Source organism: Vibrio artabrorum, from assembly GCF_024347295.1.
Lineage (GTDB): Bacteria > Pseudomonadota > Gammaproteobacteria > Enterobacterales > Vibrionaceae > Vibrio > Vibrio artabrorum.
On record NZ_AP025458.1, the window covers coordinates 1,088,888 to 1,104,565 of the forward strand.

Consider the following 15,678-nt stretch of genomic DNA (forward strand, 5'->3'; position numbering starts at 1 on the left):
TCTATGTCAACACAAACAGATGAAACTACCTGGGGCACATTTAAAAGGCTTTGGACTTATATTCGACTATATAAAGCTGGCCTTGGTGTTGCGGTAATTGCGCTTATTATAAATGCCGTTTCTGATACTTATATGATTTCCTTACTAAAGCCGTTACTCGATGAAGGCTTTGGTAACGCGGAATCTGATTTTTTACGTACGCTGCCAATCATTATCTTTGGCATGATGTTCATCCGTGGTGCAAGTGGCTTTGTCTCAACCTATTGCTTGAGTTGGGTCTCTGGCAATGTGGTCATGGAAATTCGACGTAAAATTTTTAGTCATTTCATGCATATGCCAGTGTCTTTTTTTGATAAAGAACAGACTGGTGCACTGTTATCTCGAATTACTTATGATTCAGAGCAAGTTTCCGCTGCAACCAGTAAAGCTTTGGTCAGTATTGTTCGTGAAGGGGCTAGCATCATTGGTTTATTGACGCTTATGTTCTGGAATAGCTGGCAGTTATCGTTAGTTCTATTTGCGGTTGCTCCTTTTGTGGCTTGGGCCATTAGTATTGTATCGAAGCGATTTAGAAAAATTTCTAAGAACATGCAAACCAGCATGGGTAATGTTGCATCTTCAGCAGAACAGATGCTCAAAGGTCACAAGGTGGTGCTCACTTACGGTGGTCAAAATCTAGAAAAGCACCGTTTTGATAAAGTTAGCAACCAAATGCGACAACAGAGCATGAAGCTAGTCACGGCTCAAGCTGCAGCTAACCCTGTGATTCAAATGATCGCTTCTATTGCGATTGTTATTGTTCTTTATCTTGCTAGTGTTGACTCTATCAAAGCCGAGTTAACGGCAGGTTCGTTTACGGTTGTGTTCTCAGCGATGTTTGGTTTACTGCGCCCACTGAAATCCTTAACTAACGTAACCTCTGAGTTCCAACGTGGTATGGCGGCGAGCACGACTTTATTTGGTTTGATGGACTTAGATACAGAACAAAACAAAGGTACGTTGAAACCGAAAACCGTGAGTGGTGATGTGGCTGTTAAAGATGTGACGTTTACTTATCAAGGTACCGAGAAACCTGCACTCAATCAGGTGAGTTTTAATATACCGAGTGGTAAGACCGTTGCACTTGTTGGGCGTTCAGGCTCAGGTAAGAGTACCATTGCCAACTTATTTACTCGTTTTTATGACGTAGACTCAGGCTCTATTGAGCTGGATGGTCACGACATTCGTGATTACGAATTGAGGAATCTACGTGAGCATTTTGCCCTTGTTTCTCAAAATGTACACCTGTTCAATGACACTGTGGCAAACAACATTGCCTACGCAGCCGAAGAAAAATATTCTCGTGAACAGATAGAACATGCGGCGAAACTTGCTCACGCCACAGAGTTTATCGAAGGCATGGAAAATGGCATCGATACAATAGTTGGTGAGAATGGTGCAAGCCTATCTGGAGGCCAACGACAACGTATTGCGATTGCCAGGGCGCTATTAAGAGAGGCACCCGTGTTGATTCTTGATGAAGCTACGTCGGCATTGGATACCGAATCTGAAAGAGCGATACAGTCTGCGTTAGAAGTGTTGCAAAAAGATAAGACTGTGTTGGTGATTGCTCACCGACTGTCGACCATCGAGCAAGCTGATGAGATATTAGTGGTTGATGATGGTCGTATTATTGAAAGAGGTGCTCACGACGAGCTGATTAAACGTGATGGCGCTTATGCCCAATTGCATCGAATTCAGTTCAGCGGATAAGATTAGGTTTTGTTGTGATCGAAAAAATTTGGTTTAACAATCATCCGTTAAAGTACCTTCTTTGGCCGCTGTTGTGGCCATTGAGTCTGCTGTTTAAAATGATCAGTACTCAACGTCGTTCAGCTTATCGATCAGGCAAGAAAGAAACCTATCGCCCGCCTTTACCTGTCATTGTTGTTGGTAATATCACCGCTGGCGGTAACGGTAAAACCCCCGTTGTGATCTGGTTGGTTGAGATGTTGCAAGCCAATGGGCTCAATCCTGGGGTGGTTTCTCGAGGGTATGGTGCAAAAGCACCTAATTATCCGTTAGTGTTAAACGAGAATACGCCCGCTGAACATTCGGGGGATGAACCTAGGTTAATTCGCAAGCGAACAGGAGCACCTGTCGCCGTTGATCCTGTTCGTGCAAATGCCGTAAAGGCTTTGCTGAAAGAAGGGGTGAATGTCATTATCACTGATGATGGACTTCAGCATTATGCCCTAGAACGCGATATTGAATTTGCTGTTATCGATGGTGTTAGACGTTTTGGCAGTGAGTGTCTAATTCCTTTAGGTCCATTACGAGAGCCTGTTTCACGCTTAAATGACGTCGATTTTTTGGTGAATAATGGCGGTCAAACGCAAGGGCGAGAGCTTTCAATGTCTTTGTTGCCGAGTGAAGCTGTTAATCTAATGACCGGCCAGAAAAAGCCAGTTGCAGACCTACCAAAGTTGGTGGCTTTTGCTGGTATAGGTCACCCGCCCCGATTTTTTAAAACATTAGAAGATCTTGATGGTGATGTGATTTTCACACAGGGTTTCGCCGACCATCAAGATTTTGACCAAGATGAACTTCATGCCTTAGCAAACAAAGGTATGAACCTGATTATGACAGAAAAAGACGCTGTTAAATGTGAAGACTACGCGCAAGAAAACTGGTGGTATCTTCCAGTTTCAGCGCAGTTTGATGAGCATTCACAACAGCAAATTTTAAAAAGAATAAAAGAGGTTATGGAATACTATGGATCACCGTCTACTTGAGATCGTTGCTTGCCCTGTATGTAAAGGTAAACTCACTTTTGACAAGGATAAGCAAGAGCTTGTTTGTAAAATTGATCGCCTTGCTTACCCAATTAAAGAGGGTATTCCTGTTCTTTTAGAACCTGAAGCTCGCACCGTTTCTATGGATGAGGGCAAGTAATGTCTTATACGGTTGTTATACCTGCAAGATACCAATCGAGTCGTTTACCAGGGAAGCCATTAGCTGATATTGGCGGAAAGCCGATGATTCAATGGGTATACGAACAGTCAATGAAGGCGGGAGCGGATAAGGTTATTATTGCTACTGATGATGCTCGCGTTGAGAAGGCGGCTAACGCATTCGGTGCGACCGTTTGTATGACTTCTCCGAATCATGAATCAGGCACAGAGCGTTTAGCTGAAGTGATTAAAGTGATGAACATTCCGGATGATCATATTATCGTAAATGTTCAAGGTGATGAGCCTCTTATTCCGCCAGTCATTATTAGGCAGGTGGCAAATAATTTGGCAAATAGCACAGCACCGATGGCAACGCTAGGTGTGAAAATTACTCATGCTGATGAAGTGTTTAACCCTAATGCAGTGAAAGTCGTGACCGATAAAGACGGTTATGCACTGTACTTTAGCCGTGCAACCATTCCTTGGGATCGCGATGCTTATGCGAACAATGGTACGGCTGCGGAGTCTCCTTTGCTGCGTCATGTTGGGATCTACGCTTATCGCGCGGGTTTTATCAATACTTACATCAATTGGGAACCAAGTCCCCTTGAGCGTATTGAGTGCCTAGAGCAACTACGAGTGCTGTGGTATGGAGAGAAAATCCATGTCGATGTTGCGGCTGAAGCGCCGGCTGCGGGGGTGGATACGCCAGAAGACTTAGAAGCCGTTCGCGCCATTATCGGTTAAGTTTTTTATCCATCGCATCAACGTTACATAGCCTCGCTTTTTGCGGGGCTTTTTCATGCCGATCGAGAGTATATAATCTTTGTAAGTTGATATCGATTGATATTAGAACGCTTGCGTATTGTTATGCAGCATCAACCCTGAATTATCTGAGAATTACCTCGCTCGACTTTCAATTTTTCTTTATAATATGCCGCCTATAATGTAATGGCGATCGGCTAATACAGAATACAAATTACGACAAAACGTGGAGTAAAAGATGCCTTCTCAAAGCCCAGTGATTACGGTTGATGGACCAAGTGGTGCAGGTAAAGGTACCCTGTGTATGTTACTAGCAGACAAGCTAGGTTTTCATCTTTTAGACTCAGGTGCGATATATCGCGTACTGGCTTTAGCGGCCATTCATCACGGTGTGGATACTGAATCAGAAGACGCCTTGGTACCGCTTGCTACTCATCTCGACGTACAGTTTATTGCTGAAGGTGACTTGGTAAAGGTTATCTTAGAAGGTGAAGATGTGTCTGGTGAACTTCGTAAAGAAGAGACGGGCATGGCGGCTTCAAAAGTTGCAGCCTTACCTCGAGTTCGTGAAGCTCTGCTGCGTCGTCAGCGTGCTTTTAGCACAGCGCCTGGTTTGGTCGCAGACGGTCGTGATATGGGAACCGTTGTATTTAAGGAAGCAGAAGCGAAAATCTTTTTAGATGCCAGTGCTGAAGAGCGTGCTAGCCGCCGCCTTAAACAGTTGCAACAGAAGGGGTTAGATGTTAAATTTGACGACCTTTTGAGCGAGATCCAAGAGCGAGACGACCGAGATCGTAATCGCCCAGTTGCGCCGTTACGCCCAGCTGAGGATGCGCTTGTGCTTGATTCTACCTCGATGAATATCGAACAGGTAGTCGAGAAAGCACTACACTATATTGAATCGAAACTGGCTGGGTAATGTTGCCGAGCTAGTACGAGCGTTGGTCGCAAGGATGATGACTGGCGAATTTATCAACCCCATGCGGTAGGATACCCATGGACGTTTAATAATTGAAGATTAAATAATGACTGAATCTTTTGCTCAACTCTTTGAAGAGTTTCTATCTGAAACTGAATTCCAACAAGGCAGTATCGTTAAAGGTACTGTAGTAGCTATCGAGAACGGTTTCGTTCTTGTAGATGCTGGTCTTAAGTCTGAATCTGCTATCCCAGCTGAACAGTTCAAGAACGCTGCTGGCGAACTTGAAGTTGAAATTGGTGCTGAAGTAGACGTAGCTCTAGACGCTGTTGAAGATGGTTTCGGTGAGACTCAACTTTCTCGTGAGAAAGCTAAGCGTCATGAAGCTTGGATCGTACTTGAGAAAGCTTGTGAAGAAGCTGAAACTGTTGTTGGTATCATCAACGGTAAAGTGAAAGGCGGTTTCACTGTTGAACTTAACGGTATCCGTGCTTTCCTTCCTGGTTCTCTAGTAGACGTACGTCCTATCCGTGACACTGCTCACCTAGAAAACAAAGAGCTAGAGTTCAAAGTAATCAAGCTAGACCAGAAGCGTAACAACGTTGTTGTTTCTCGTCGTGCTGTTATCGAATCTGAAAACAGTGTTGAGCGTGACGAACTTCTTGAAACTCTACAAGAAGGTACTGAAGTTAAAGGTATCGTTAAGAACCTTACTGACTACGGTGCATTCGTTGATCTTGGCGGTGTTGACGGTCTTCTACATATCACAGATATGGCTTGGAAGCGTGTTAAGCACCCATCAGAGATCGTTAACGTTGGTGACGAAATCCTAGTTAAAGTTCTTAAGTTCGATCGTGAGCGCACTCGTGTTTCACTAGGTCTTAAGCAACTTGGCGAAGATCCATGGGTAGCAATCGCTAAACGTTACCCAGAAGGTCACAAACTTTCTGGTCGTGTTACAAACCTAACTGACTACGGCTGCTTCGTTGAAATCGAAGAAGGCGTTGAAGGTCTAGTACACGTTTCTGAAATGGATTGGACTAACAAGAACATCCACCCTTCTAAAGTTGTTAATGTTGGCGACGAAGTTGAGGTTATGGTTCTTGATATCGACGAAGAGCGTCGTCGTATCTCTCTAGGTCTGAAACAGTGTAAAGCTAACCCATGGCAGTCATTTGCAGAAATGCAAGCTAAGGGCGACAAAGTTACTGGTAAGATCAAGTCTATCACTGACTTTGGTATCTTCATCGGTCTAGAAGGCGGTATCGACGGTCTAGTACACCTATCTGACATTTCTTGGAACGCTGCAGGCGAAGAAGCTGTACGTGAATACAAGAAAGGCGACGAAATCTCTGCTGTTGTTCTAGCAGTAGATGCAGAGCGTGAGCGTATTTCTCTTGGCGTTAAGCAAATGGAAAACGACCCGTTCAACGCATACGTTGCTGACAACAAGAAAGGTGTTCTTGTAAACGGTACTGTTACTGCAGTTGACGCGAAAGGCGCTACTATCGAGCTAATCGAAGGCGTTGAAGGTTACATCCGCGCTTCTGAAGTTTCTCGCGACCGTATCGAAGATGCATCTCTAATCTTAAGCGTTGGTGACAGCGTTGAAGCGAAGTTCACTGGTGTAGACCGTAAGAACCGCGTAATCAACCTATCTATCAAAGCTAAAGATGAAGCTGATGAGCAAGAAGCAATGGCTTCACTGAACAAGTCTGAAGAAGGCGCGTTCGGTAACGCAATGGCAGACGCATTCAAAGCTGCTAAAGGCGAATAATAGCTTCTCGTTAAGAGAATTATAGCTATATAGCCAAGAAAGGAGCCTTACGGCTCCTTTTTTTTTGCTTATTTTCCTGATAGGTCTATAATTTCTAAAAAGAAAACCAACGAGGGTACCTATGACTAAGTCTGAATTGATTGAAAGACTGTGCGCTGAGCAAACGCACCTTTCTGCAAAAGAAATTGAAGACGCTGTAAAAGACATTTTAGAGCATATGGCTTCAACACTAGAAAGTGGTGATCGAATCGAAATTCGCGGCTTTGGCAGTTTTTCTCTGCATTACCGTGAACCTCGTGTTGGACGTAACCCAAAAACAGGTGATAAGGTTGAGTTAGAAGGTAAATACGTTCCTCACTTTAAACCAGGTAAAGAGCTACGTGAGCGTGTAAACTCAGGGCTGTAGCCTACTGTTCGGAATCAAGAAAAGCGGCATACTATAATGTATGCCGCTTTTTTATGACCATAATATGGTGGTCTGATTAGTAATTTTCCTGCATAATCGTACAGCTTACTAACTAATGAGTGTGAACTATGAAAGTTATCAAAATTATAAAAATAGTCGCTGTTATCGCCCTTTTCCTAATTGCATTGGCTCTAGGCTCTCAAAACCAAACGACGGTAAACTTTAATTATCTGCTCGCACAGGGTGATTTTCACTTATCAAGTTTATTGGGCGTCGTATTTGTTTCAGGCTTTGCTCTTGCTTGGTTAGTTTTCGGTAACATGCACATGCGATCTCAACTCAAAATTCATCGTTTGAAAAAACAACTTAATAAGCAATCAAAGCAGGTCGCTGCTGATACTAAAGCTTAAAGGCAGTATTGAATGTTAGAGTTACTGTTCTTACTTTTACCTATTGCAGCCGCTTACGGTTGGTATATGGGTAATCGTAATGCTCAGCAAGAAAAACAGAAACAATCACACCAGATCTCCCGTCAGTATGTGATGGGTTTGAACTTATTACTGTCGGACCAATCTGATAAAGCCGTTGATCATTTTATTGAACTGCTTCAAGTTGACAATGAAACCATTGATACGCACTTAGCGTTAGGCAACTTGTTCCGCTCAAGAGGTGAAGTCGACCGTGCTATTCGCATTCACCAAAACCTCATCTCTCGTTCGGGGCTTACCCTCGACCAAAAAAATCTTGCCTTACAACAATTAGCTAAAGACTATATGGCCTCTGGCTTTCTCGACCGTGCTGAAAAAATATTCGAACAACTAGTTGATGAGCCAGATCATAAAGAAGGGGCTTTACGACAACTGGTGGCGATTTATCAGCAAACCCGAGAATGGAGCAAAGCCATTCACTACGGAAATATCCTCGTCAAGCTTGGTAAAAAAAAGGTGAGAATGCGTGCCACAGTGGCGCATTTTTGGTGTGAGCTTGCGATGCAAGAGCAAGCCGGCGGTAACCGCGCTAAAGCGTTTCAACATTTCAAAAAGGCACTTTCGGAAGACCCAAAATGCGTTCGTGCAAGTATTGCTTTAGGCAAGTTTCATTTAGCAAATGAAGATTATCAAAAGACAATTACTTGTTTAGAGGCCGTTCTGGAGCAAGATATTGATTTTATCAGTGAGGTGTTGCCAACCCTTGCTGAGTGTTACCACAAGCTTGGGCAAGAAGCGCAACTTGTTGAATTCCTCAAAGCCTGTATACATAAGAATGCCGGTGTATCCGCGGAATTGATGCTAGCTCAACTCGTTGCTCATCATGAAGATATTGGTTCAGCTCAAGAGCTGTTAACCAAGCAGCTGGTTAAAAACCCAACCATGAAAGGCTTTTATCGACTGATTGATTACCACCTAGCAGAAGCCGAAGAAGGTCGAGCGAAAGAAAGCTTAACCACTCTTCAATCTATGGTCGGTGAGCAATTGAAGGTTAAACCCCACTACCGTTGCCGCAAGTGTGGATTTTCGACACATGCCATGTATTGGCACTGTCCTTCATGTAAAGGGTGGGGGACGATTAAGCCTATTCGTGGGCTTGATGGTGAATAGATTTGTGGTCATTTTACGACCCAATTATTAATTGCAGCTTTCGGGCTGCATTTTTGTGATTGTTATTTATTACCTATTTAGGTGATTAAAAATTTTTAGAAAGTTAACTGCGTTAGGAGATGAAATGAACGACCCAAAAATCATTGTGGCCTTGGATTATGATAACCAAGCGGATGCGTTAGCCTTTGTCGATCGTATTGACCCGGCATCTTGCCGCTTAAAAGTAGGCAAAGAGATGTTTACTTTGTTTGGCCCTGAATTTGTTCGTGAATTACACAAACGTGGTTTCTCTGTATTTTTGGACCTTAAGTTCCACGATATCCCGAACACATGTTCAAAAGCTGTTCGTGCAGCTGCTGAACTGGGTGTTTGGATGGTGAATGTTCACGCTAGTGGCGGTGAGCGCATGATGACGGCTTCTCGCGAAATCTTAGAACCTTATGGCAAAGAGCGTCCACTGTTAATCGGTGTAACGGTACTAACCAGTATGGAGCAATCTGATTTATCGGGTATCGGTCTGGATCTTGAACCACAACAACAGGTGATGCGCTTAGCTTCTCTAACGAAAAACTCAGGTTTAGACGGTGTTGTATGTTCTGCACAAGAGGCTTCTTTGCTTAAAGGTGCACTTGGTCAGGAGTTCAAGCTTGTGACTCCAGGTATTCGTCCTGTTGGCGCGGATGTTGGTGACCAGAAGCGTATCATGACGCCTTCTAAAGCGATTGAATCAGGTTCAGACTACCTTGTTATTGGCCGTCCTATTACGCAAGCGATAGACCCTGCTGCTGTACTTGCAGAGATCAACGGTACGTTAGCTTAAGTCTTCTATATTTAGATTGAGATACAAATAAAGAAGGCTAGCAAATTGCTAGCCTTAATTTTTAGTCTGGATTCGTATTAACGGTACTGCATGTTTAATGTGGAGCTTAAACCGGAGCACCACTATGGAATTTGAAGTCGCTGTCGCTTGAAGTGATGAGATCGGCTTCTACCTGCGCAAAGTGAGCAATACGCTCTGAAATATCTTTGCCTGCGATCTGTTCAGCTAGCTCAAGGTAATCTTGATAGTGACGGGCTTCTGAGCGAAGTAGAGACACGTAAAATTTCTCCATGTCTTCTTCCAAAAAAGGAGCCAGTTTAGCGAATCGTTCACAAGAGCGAGCTTCAATAAACGCGCCGATGATAAGTTTATCAACCAGAGCATCGGGTTCGTAAGTCTTAACTTGCTTGATCAAGCCTTTAGCGTAACGACCCGCCTCGATTGGTTGGTAAGCCACACCTTTCTTTACCATTAATTCCATGACTTGATAAAAGTGATGCAACTCTTCTTTAATGAGTAGCACCATTTTATCAATCAGGTCTGCACCGTAATTACAGCCTTCTTTTGCTGTAATTTGCTTCGATACGTTACTTTTACCACGCAGTGACTCTAAGTCGCCGATACGACGATATGCAAATTGCTCGTAGGGTAAAATCCACTCATTCAGTTGTTTCGCACTTTCTTTATCAACGGCATATTTACGGATTAGGAATAAAGCACTTTGTGCAGCTTTCAGCTCGCAAAGCATGTGATCACGTAGAATGATGTGAAGGTTTTCAGGTTTCTTAGCTTTGTCTATCCATGAATCTGGTGTTTCAGCTTTAAGAAAAGAGTGTATTGGTGCTAATAATTCTTGATACATGGGCGGGGCAAGTTTGTTGATAATGCGGGATTTTATCACAGCTCATAGGATCTCCCTATACGGAGAAAGGAAATTCACTCGCAACAAAAAAGCCGACCATTTAATGCAAATGAAGCGGCCTTGTTATATTCAGGGTCTAGACCGTTACCATTTCTTCTTCTGACCGAAGAGAGCATCCATGTCGTCGTCACGCTCTTTAGATTCAATTTGCTGTAAATCATGTGCATTTTTATCTTGGCGTTTCTGATCAAGGTCGTTGAGCATCTGCTGAAGCTTTCCTTTTGCTTGAGTAGAGTATGCATCGTTTTTGGTTGCTAATGCATCAATGCCTTTACGCAATAACTGAATGGCCGTTCCCGGCTGCCCGCGAGAGATCGAGTCATTTGCACGTTTGATAACATTTTCGATGTTGATACGAATCTGAATTGTTTCTAGACGAGCGTTCTCAACCACAAAAGATTGAGTTTCAAAGCGGCCTTTATTGTGTTCGTTGCGTACTGTTTCGCGTAGGCGTTTCACTAGCTTAAGCATCATGATTGCCTGCTTATCACTGCTAGGAACACGGAACGAGGTACTTTCACCACCTTGGTAGTTCTCTTTCAGCTGAGTGATTTGCTGCTTCACGCTTTCAATTCGTTGGGCGAGCTGCTTATTTTTAGGATCGAGTTGATGCATGTTTTCTAATGCATCAAGAATTCTATTGTTTAAGCATACAAGAAGATCTTGACTAAAAGGCATGTGATGCGCATTGCCAATCAGCTCTTCTGTTCCATCGATAATGGTTAGATAACGAGATGCTTCCTGTTTCTTCGCTGTTTCTACCTTAACTTTGTATTGAAGCATGATGTTGTAACCCAAAACCAACACCAAAAGAACGGCGACTAAGGCAATTATTAAACCAATATTCATATATTTGTGTCTACTTGTTATTTTCTAAAGCTAACAGGAGAGAATACACGATTCCATTGTGTATAGGCACTCGTAAATTACAATAACTGATTATCTCTTGTTAAGCGCAATCAGCAATCAAAATTTGCTAACTAATCTATGAGAATGAGGAGTGAGTAGCAAAGAGATACTGATATTCTAGTTTGTTGGGTTATAAAAACTCAATTTATCTGTCATTTTAATGTTTGAAGCGTTATAACTATTAATTATATTACACGAGACTATAGCGCTTTCTTTGCAAATAACTTAGCACTGAAACGAGTAAAGGATTACGAGGTTAAATATGAAGCTACAGCAATTGAAGTACATTGTTGAGGTTGTAAACCATAACCTAAATGTTTCTGCAACGGCAGAGAGTTTATACACTTCTCAGCCTGGCATTAGTAAACAAGTTCGATTACTAGAAGACGAATTAGGTATTCAGATTTTTGAACGCAGCGGTAAGCATTTAACGCAAGTAACCCCAGCGGGTGAAGATATCATTCGGATTTCTCAAGAGATCTTGGCTCGTGTTGAGAGTATTAAAGCTGTTGCCGGTGAGTATACTCATCCTGAGATGGGTACATTGAATATTTCAACGACTCACACACAAGCTCGTTATGCACTCCCTGATGTCATTAAGGGCTTCACAGCGCGTTACCCAAAAGTATCACTTCATATGCACCAAGGCACACCTAGCCAAATGTCAGAAGCCGTTGCTAAAGGGACCGCGAATTTTGCGATTGCCACGGAAGCACTTCACCTCTATCAAGATGCTATTATGCTGCCTTGTTATCACTGGAATCGTTCTATAGTTGTGACACAAGATCACCCTCTGGCACAAAAACGTAATATTACGATTGAAGATCTTGCCGCTTATTCTCTTGTTACCTATGTCTTTGGGTTTACGGGCCGTTCTGAATTAGATACCGCCTTCAATAAAGTGGGTTTGACACCTCGTGTGGTATTCACTGCAACGGATGCGGATGTCATTAAAACTTACGTTCGTATGGGTATTGGCGTCGGGGTAATCGCCAGTATGGCCATTGACCAAGAACAAGATTCTGATTTGGTTGCTATCGATGCTAGCCATTTATTTGGTGCAAGCACCACGAGTATTGGCTTCAGAAAAGGCACTTTCTTGCGTTCTTATATGTTTGACTTTATGGAACGTTTTGCCCCTCATTTGACTCGTCCAGTTGTGGAGCAAGCTATTTCTCTTAAATCAAATGATGAGATAGAAGCCATGTTTAAAGATATTGAACTGCCGGTTCGATAGGCCTCAACCTTGCTTACCTAAGTTGCTCTTCTGCCTGTTATACGTTTCTAGGCGATTTTTCGTTATGACTTAACTTACTGATAAAACGCGACTCCTTTTTGGGGTCGCTCTTTTGCTGTCGCATCTTTCTATTTTTGCCTCTTGCCCCTACAATCCACGTACGATAGGGGGAAGCATGTATTCACGATTTACAATACTCGATTTATTTTTGTTAGAGCACCAAGCTTATTGGCGGTCAGAGCCTTTCCACCTGTGTCAAACCCAACAGCAGCCATGGAAAAAGATCAATCGCCCGCTCGTTGATTGGTTAGATAGTTTAAATAAGGAAAACATTCAAACTCTAAAAGATCAGCCCCAACTTTTGGTTGAGGAATTGACTCGCTTCTTTCCTCAATTAGATACGGCTAAGCAAACTGTCCAGTTCGAAAGGACGGCTCTGATAGGGTTAGATCTTCCACGTAGTACTGCTGATGGTGTTCCCGGGAGAAAGTTACAACAAATTATGGCGATGGGAGAGGCGGCCCTTGAACATCACCAGGGTAAAGAGTGGCTCGAGTGGTGTGCTGGTAAGGGCTTTCTTGGCAGAATTCTATCTCAACAATCGAACCAAAAAGTCACCAGCTTTGAGTGGCAGCAATCGTTATGTGAGAGTGGGCAAAAAATTGCTGATGACCACCAGTTAAAGATGAACTTTGTACAAGGTGATGCGTTTTCAGATGACGCTGATGACGTGTTTAACTCAAACCAACATGCGGTTGCTCTTCATGCCTGTGGTGACCTTCATGTCGAGTTAGTTAAAAAGTGTGTCACACACGGGCTTCCTGCTGTGACGATTTCCCCTTGCTGTTACCATCTCATTCGTGATGAAACCTATCAACCTATGTCATCCGTCGCGAAAAACTCGACACTAACATTAAGTCGGAGTGACTTAAGAATCCCACTTCAAGAAACCGTCACTGGCGGTGAAAGAGTAAAGAGACATCGTCAGTTAGAGATGAGCTATCGTTTGGGTTTTAGCCAACTGCTTAAGGTTGAACTTCATATTGACGAATATATTCCTGTACCGAGCATTAGAAAATCAGAGTTAGCTGGGGGTTTTGAATCATTCTGCCGCTGGGCAGTTGAAGTAAAAGAAATATCGTTGGGAGCAGACGTTGATTTTGAATTCTATTTAGCCCAAGGCGAGAAGCTTTTCTGGGAAATGGAAAAACTGAGTTTGGTTCAACAGGCCTTTCGACGACCGTTAGAGGTTTGGTTGGCTTTGGATCGCGCAATTTATCTACAAGAACAAGGCTATGAAGTATCAATTGAAGCATTTTGTGAGCGCAGTGTGACCCCTCGAAACTTGTTAATTCATGGAACCAAGATTGAAGGCTAAATTGAAACAGAGCGAATGATCGTAGAATAGAGCTCGTTAAGGATAGCTTGCGGTCGATCGTATTGGCGAGATTAAAAAGCCAGTTCGACTTGTGGGTCTGTACTGGCTTTTTAGCTTGCGAGTCGTATTTATTGAATGCCATTCAGAGGTTCATGGCCTCCAAATAGGCGGTTCTATAAATGACGAGCTGGGCAAACGTAATTAGTTAAACATTGCAATAGCGTTCGCTGGCTCTACGTATTCGAGGTTAAAGCTTTCCGCAACTTCTTTACAAGTCACTTTACCGTGGATGACGTTTAGACCTTCAAGGAAGCCTTTATCCGATAGAAGTGCTTCGCGGTAACCTTTGTTCGCCAGCTTAACAATATATGGTAGTGTTGCATTGTTCAGCGCGTAAGTTGAGGTACGAGCAACGGCACCTGGCATGTTAGCAACACAGTAATGAACGACGTCATCAACGATGTAAGTTGGATCGGCGTGAGTGGTTGCGTGTGAAGTCTCGAAGCAACCGCCTTGGTCGATTGCAACATCAACAACAGCTGAGCCAGGTTTCATTCTAGCAATGTGTTCTTTGGTAACCAATTTGGGAGCGGCAGCACCAGGGATGAGTACAGCACCAATGACTAGGTCTGCCTCTAGCACATGCTTCTCAATCGCATCTTCAGTAGAATAAACCACTTTAGCGCGACCTTGGAATTCTTCATCAAGACGACGCAGTGTGTCTACGTTACGATCAAGAATAGTGACATCTGCGCGAAGGCCAACGGCCATACGTGCTGCGTTAGCACCAACCACACCACCGCCAACAACAACAACTTTCGCAGGTTCAACACCTGGAACACCGCCGAGAAGAAGACCGCAACCACCGTTAGACTTCTCTAATGTTTGTGCACCTGCTTGAATAGACATGCGACCAGCCACCTCAGACATTGGTGCTAATAGTGGCAAGCGACCCATATTATCTGTTACAGTCTCATAGGCTACGCAGACAGCTTTGCTCTTGATAAGCTCTTCAGTTTGTGGAAAATCTGGTGCAAGGTGTAAATAAGTAAATAATATTTGCCCTTCGCGAAGCATAGCTCGCTCGACAGCTTGAGGTTCTTTAACCTTTACAATCATCTCTGCTTTCGCAAAAACGTCAGCAGCAGTAGGAAGAATGGATGCGCCTACAGCGATGTAATCATCGTCTGAAAAACCGATACCAGTACCGGCATTGGTTTCGACAAAAACTTGGTGACTATGTGAGATTAGTTCTCTCACACTAGCAGGGGTCATACCAACGCGGTATTCGTGGTTCTTGATTTCCTTAGGTACGCCAATGATCATCCTGACTCCTTATCATATTATGGTTGTTTTATCTATTTGTAGGGTAATTCTGTCGAATTAATATCTAGTATAGATAGGTTTAAGTAAAATTTGATGCTGAATATTGAAAAGTTGTAGTATATTTTTTTGCAAGGAAGTAATAAGGTGGAATAAAAAATGGCAGACAATTATAAGAAGCCGTCCAAGGAACTAGATCGTATTGACCGCAACATTCTTAATGAGTTGCAAAAAGACGGTCGTATCTCAAACGTTGAACTCTCAAAACGAGTCGGACTTTCTCCAACTCCATGTCTTGAGCGTGTTCGTCGTTTAGAACGTCAAGGTTACATTACTGGGTACACAGCCTTACTGAACCCACAGTACCTTGATGCTTCACTGTTAGTGTTTGTTGAAATTACATTGAACCGTGGTGCGCCAGATGTGTTTGAACAATTCAACACTGCGGTGCAGAAACTGGATGACATCCAAGAGTGTCATTTAGTGTCGGGTGATTTTGACTATCTTCTAAAAACACGTGTATCGGATATGGGTGCTTACCGTAAGTTGCTTGGTGACACGTTACTGCGTCTACCAGGCGTAAACGACACTCGAACTTACGTTGTAATGGAAGAAGTGAAACAATCTAATCAACTTGTGATTAAAACTCGTTAACCTCGGTTGGTGAAAATGAAAGAAAGCGGACATTTGT

General features: G+C 43.2%; 16 protein-coding genes. 13 read left to right on the forward strand and 3 right to left on the reverse strand.

Annotation, left to right across the window (positions count from 1 at the left end; genetic code table 11):
- Nucleotides 1-3 precede the first annotated feature (3 nt).
- The 10 genes from msbA (at nt 4) to pyrF (ending at nt 9,218) form a co-directional block, all read left to right on the forward strand.
- Nucleotides 4-1,752 (forward strand): lipid A ABC transporter ATP-binding protein/permease MsbA, encoded by a 1,749-nt coding sequence (gene msbA, locus OCU36_RS05095; RefSeq protein WP_261839321.1) that lies wholly within the window; start codon nt 4-6, stop codon nt 1,750-1,752.
- Between the two features lie 14 nt (nt 1,753-1,766).
- Nucleotides 1,767-2,774, forward strand: a complete 1,008-nt coding sequence (gene lpxK / locus OCU36_RS05100) for a tetraacyldisaccharide 4'-kinase (protein ID WP_261839322.1) — start codon at nt 1,767-1,769, stop codon at nt 2,772-2,774.
- Nucleotides 2,755-2,934 carry a Trm112 family protein gene (locus tag OCU36_RS05105; RefSeq protein WP_004736429.1) on the forward strand — a complete coding sequence of 60 codons (180 nt, stop codon included), beginning with the start codon at nt 2,755-2,757 and terminating at the stop codon, nt 2,932-2,934. The genes lpxK and OCU36_RS05105 overlap by 20 nt, the downstream gene beginning before the upstream one ends.
- Nucleotides 2,934-3,680, forward strand: a complete 747-nt coding sequence (kdsB, locus tag OCU36_RS05110; RefSeq protein ID WP_261839323.1) for a 3-deoxy-manno-octulosonate cytidylyltransferase — start codon at nt 2,934-2,936, stop codon at nt 3,678-3,680. Before OCU36_RS05105 ends, kdsB begins: the two co-directional genes overlap by 1 nt.
- A 256-nt stretch (nt 3,681-3,936) precedes the next feature.
- A complete protein-coding gene (gene cmk / locus OCU36_RS05115; RefSeq protein WP_261839324.1) occupies nt 3,937-4,617 on the forward strand; it encodes a (d)CMP kinase in 681 nt (226 codons plus the stop codon).
- Between the two features lie 106 nt (nt 4,618-4,723).
- Nucleotides 4,724-6,394: a 30S ribosomal protein S1 gene (gene rpsA, locus OCU36_RS05120; protein WP_261839325.1), complete on the forward strand. Its 1,671-nt coding sequence runs from the start codon at nt 4,724-4,726 to the stop codon at nt 6,392-6,394.
- A 121-nt stretch (nt 6,395-6,515) separates the two neighbouring features.
- The gene (gene ihfB / locus OCU36_RS05125; RefSeq protein ID WP_010439923.1) at nt 6,516-6,800 is read left to right on the forward strand and encodes an integration host factor subunit beta; all 285 of its coding nucleotides are present in this window, start codon (nt 6,516-6,518) and stop codon (nt 6,798-6,800) included.
- 137 nt (nt 6,801-6,937) lie between these two features.
- The gene (locus OCU36_RS05130) at nt 6,938-7,210 is read left to right on the forward strand and encodes a LapA family protein (protein ID WP_017066774.1); all 273 of its coding nucleotides are present in this window, start codon (nt 6,938-6,940) and stop codon (nt 7,208-7,210) included.
- A 12-nt stretch (nt 7,211-7,222) separates the two neighbouring features.
- Complete coding sequence (lapB, locus tag OCU36_RS05135; RefSeq protein ID WP_261839326.1) at nt 7,223-8,398, forward strand: lipopolysaccharide assembly protein LapB; 1,176 nt, start codon at nt 7,223-7,225, stop codon at nt 8,396-8,398.
- A 124-nt stretch (nt 8,399-8,522) separates the two neighbouring features.
- Nucleotides 8,523-9,218, forward strand: a complete 696-nt coding sequence (gene pyrF, locus OCU36_RS05140; RefSeq protein WP_261839327.1) for an orotidine-5'-phosphate decarboxylase — start codon at nt 8,523-8,525, stop codon at nt 9,216-9,218.
- A gap of 106 nt (nt 9,219-9,324) precedes the next feature.
- On the opposite strand, the gene miaE is transcribed toward pyrF, so the two are convergent.
- Nucleotides 9,325-10,119, reverse strand: a complete 795-nt coding sequence (gene miaE, locus OCU36_RS05145) for a tRNA isopentenyl-2-thiomethyl-A-37 hydroxylase MiaE (protein WP_290334647.1) — start codon at nt 10,117-10,119, stop codon at nt 9,325-9,327.
- 105 nt (nt 10,120-10,224) lie between these two features.
- Nucleotides 10,225-10,989 carry a DNA repair protein gene (locus tag OCU36_RS05150; protein ID WP_261839329.1) on the reverse strand — a complete coding sequence of 255 codons (765 nt, stop codon included), beginning with the start codon at nt 10,987-10,989 and terminating at the stop codon, nt 10,225-10,227.
- Nucleotides 10,990-11,311: 322 nt separating this feature from the next.
- Here OCU36_RS05150 and cysB point away from each other — a divergent pair, with 322 nt between their 5' ends.
- On the forward strand, nt 11,312-12,286 hold the full coding sequence (cysB, locus tag OCU36_RS05155; RefSeq protein ID WP_261839330.1) for an HTH-type transcriptional regulator CysB: 975 nt from the start codon (nt 11,312-11,314) through the stop codon (nt 12,284-12,286).
- 175 nt (nt 12,287-12,461) lie between these two features.
- Nucleotides 12,462-13,664: an SAM-dependent methyltransferase gene (locus OCU36_RS05160; RefSeq protein ID WP_261839331.1), complete on the forward strand. Its 1,203-nt coding sequence runs from the start codon at nt 12,462-12,464 to the stop codon at nt 13,662-13,664.
- A gap of 201 nt (nt 13,665-13,865) precedes the next feature.
- Here OCU36_RS05160 and ald read toward each other — a convergent pair whose 3' ends face one another.
- Complete coding sequence (gene ald, locus OCU36_RS05165; protein ID WP_261839332.1) at nt 13,866-14,990, reverse strand: alanine dehydrogenase; 1,125 nt, start codon at nt 14,988-14,990, stop codon at nt 13,866-13,868.
- Nucleotides 14,991-15,146: 156 nt separating this feature from the next.
- On the opposite strand from ald, the gene lrp reads away from it, so the two are divergent.
- Nucleotides 15,147-15,641, forward strand: coding sequence for a leucine-responsive transcriptional regulator Lrp (lrp, locus tag OCU36_RS05170; RefSeq protein WP_261839333.1), 495 nt, complete (start codon nt 15,147-15,149; stop codon nt 15,639-15,641).
- Nucleotides 15,642-15,678 lie beyond the last annotated feature (37 nt).